This is a genomic window from uncultured Fretibacterium sp., assembly GCF_938040765.1.
In the GTDB taxonomy this organism is placed as follows: domain Bacteria; phylum Synergistota; class Synergistia; order Synergistales; family Aminobacteriaceae; genus CAJPSE01.
This window is the reverse complement of the sequence record NZ_CALIAA010000003.1, coordinates 1-2,450: the sequence shown is the minus strand read 5'-3', so window position 1 is coordinate 2,450 and position 2,450 is coordinate 1. Positions and strand designations below refer to the sequence as shown.

Annotated in this window: 3 protein-coding genes; 2 read left to right on the top strand and 1 reads right to left on the bottom strand. The window is 62.7% G+C overall.

Translation table 11 applies throughout. The annotated features are described in order from the left end of the window. Positions 1–128: 128 nt before the first annotated feature. A complete protein-coding gene (locus Q0176_RS00070) occupies positions 129–920 on the top strand; it encodes a class I SAM-dependent methyltransferase (protein WP_299297804.1) in 792 nt (263 codons plus the stop codon). Between the two features lie 40 nt (positions 921–960). Here the strand turns inward: Q0176_RS00070 and msrB are convergent, their stop codons facing one another. Continuing rightward, the gene (gene msrB, locus Q0176_RS00065; RefSeq protein ID WP_299297802.1) at positions 961–2,070 is read right to left on the bottom strand and encodes a peptide-methionine (R)-S-oxide reductase MsrB; all 1,110 of its coding nucleotides are present in this window, start codon (positions 2,068–2,070) and stop codon (positions 961–963) included. Positions 2,071–2,238: 168 nt separating this feature from the next. On the opposite strand from msrB, the gene Q0176_RS00060 reads away from it, so the two are divergent. After that, positions 2,239–2,361, top strand: a complete 123-nt coding sequence (locus Q0176_RS00060; protein WP_299297800.1) for a hypothetical protein — start codon at positions 2,239–2,241, stop codon at positions 2,359–2,361. Positions 2,362–2,450 lie beyond the last annotated feature (89 nt).

Below are 2,450 nucleotides of genomic sequence, written 5' to 3'. Positions count from 1 at the left end.
GTGCGCGGGAGGGGGACGGGATGTTGCCAGAGAGGAGACGGAGCGGCGGGATACGGCCGCTCGGGAATAATCGTGAGGAGTCCCGGGGGAACCCCTGGACAAAAAGACAAAGAGGAGTGAATCGCAGGATGGAAAAGGACGCCAAGACCTACTGGGACGAGTCGGCCGAGGATTTTCAGCACCGGGTTGCGGGGCACGGCTGGAATTTGGAGAAGGATCCCGCTCTGGCTGTCCTGAAGCGGATCGGAGCGCTTCAGCCGGAGGGCAGGGTTCTGGACGTCGGATGCGGCGTGGGGCGCCATCTCGGGACGTTCGCCCCGCAGGTCGGTGAGGCGGTGGGCGTGGACGTCTCCAGCCGAATGCTGGAGTTCGCGGCCGAGAACCTGAAACGGTACGGCAACGTCGTCCTCCGGGCCGGCGACTTCAAAAACCCCGATGCCGCCATGGAGGCGCTGCTCTCCTCGGGGTTCGACCTTGTCTTTGCCGCGATGTCCCCCGCCGTCGAGGACTTGGAGAGCCTGCGCCGGATGTGCGCGTGCTCCAGGGGCTGGTGTATGATCGACCGTTTTTTGGAGGAGCGGGACGACGTGAAGGCGGAGGTCTTCGGGGCGGTGGGCTGGGATGTCCGAAACGACCCGCACAATGGGGCGGACCGGATGAAGCTGTTGTGGGACCTCCTCTGGGAGGAGGGCTATTGTCCGCAGATGGAGGTCCACGCGCGCAGGGAGACCTTCGAGCTGGATGCGGAAGCCCTCCGGAAACGCTACGAGCGCTTCTTCCAGGACTGCGGGGTCAAGGAGAGGGCGCGGGTCCGCGAGGTTCTGCAGAAGCGCTCCGAGAACGGCCTGATCCGCAGCGACGTCCGCATCCTCAAGGGGACCCTCTACTGGGACGTCCGGGTGAAGCGCCGCTACCGATAGGGCGCTCCACCCGGACGTCAAACGCCTTTTTCGGCGTGGTCTACTCGAAAAGTTTTTTGAAAGCCCCGTAGCCCTCCCGTTCCAGGTCCGCGACGGGGATGAAGCGCAGGGCGGCCCCGTTGATGCAGTAGCGCATGCCGCCCTTGTCCTTGGGCCCGTCCTCGAATACGTGCCCCAGATGGCTGTCGCCCGCGCGGCTGCGGACCTCCGAGCGCACCATGCCGTGGCTCGTGTCCATCAGCTCGCGCACCGCCTCGGAATCGATCGGTTTGGAGAACGCGGGCCAGCCGCAGCCCGAGTCGAACTTGTCCGTGGAGGAGAAAAGCGGCTCGCCCGTCACGATGTCCACATAGATACCCGGCTCCGTATGCTTGTCCAGGGGGCTGGAGAAGGGCTGCTCCGTCGCGGCCTGCTGCGTCACCCGGTACTGAAGGTCCGTCAGCCTGGCCTTGATCTCCTCGTCCGACGGACGGACGTAGCCCGAGCGCTCCTTGGGACGGTCCGTCCCCTCCGGGATGTCCCCGAGGCGGTCGAAGTTGACGTGGCAATAGCCGCCGGGGTTCTTCTCCAGGTACTTCTGATGGTACTCCTCGGCCGGGTAGAAGCTCTTCAGGGGCTCCAGTTCCACCGACAGGGGCTTTTCGTGTTTTTTGGCCTCCACGGCAAAGACGCGTTCGGCGGCCGCCCGATCCTCCGCGGCCGAAGGCCCCGTCAGGTAGACTCCCGTCCGGTACTGCGCTCCGAAATCGGCTCCCTGACGATTTTTGCTGGTGGGGTCGATGATGGAGAAAAAGGCCGTCAGCAATTTGTCGAGCGGCAGGCGCGAGGCATCATAGCGGACGCGCACGGCCTCGGCGTGGCCGGTGTCCCCCTGGCAGACCTGCTCGTAGGTCGGGCTTTTTGTCGAGCCGTTGGCGTATCCCACCTCGGTCCCCGCCACACCGGGCACCCGGTCCAGAAAGGCCTGGACCCCCCAGAAACATCCGCCTGCCAGCACGACCTCCCGGATATTCGCGGCGTCGAACGTCTGCCCCTCGTTCGGGTTTCGGGGCAGTCCCTTTCTCGAACCACTGGCGCCCGCCATCCGGATACCGCCCAAGGCGAGAAAGAATACCGCCATCAGAAGCACACCTAACTGTAAATAACGCAAAAAAACCATCTCCTTCCCGTGCCGAAGTCCCTTCTCCGACACGCTTCATATACGACTGAAACAATCGCATTGATCCCATTATGGCAGGGGCCCTCCGCAGGGCCTTCCGTCGTTTTAGGGATATGTTCCAGGGTCATATTGGGGAGATTGAATCCGTATGAGGGGATTATGGGGAATGAAGGAGAGATGAAGGAGGGGAGGAGGCTTGAAGACAAGAGAAGGAGAGAGCATGGCGGTAGCAAAAACATGCCCGGGATGGATTACAAAACCCGGCATGGGGTGATAAAATAAAAATTAGGGGGGCGATACACCCTCTTTTCGACTCCGTCCCCGGATCATGCAGGTCGCTTTTGGTTGGATTGTGGGGCTGTAGTGGTTTT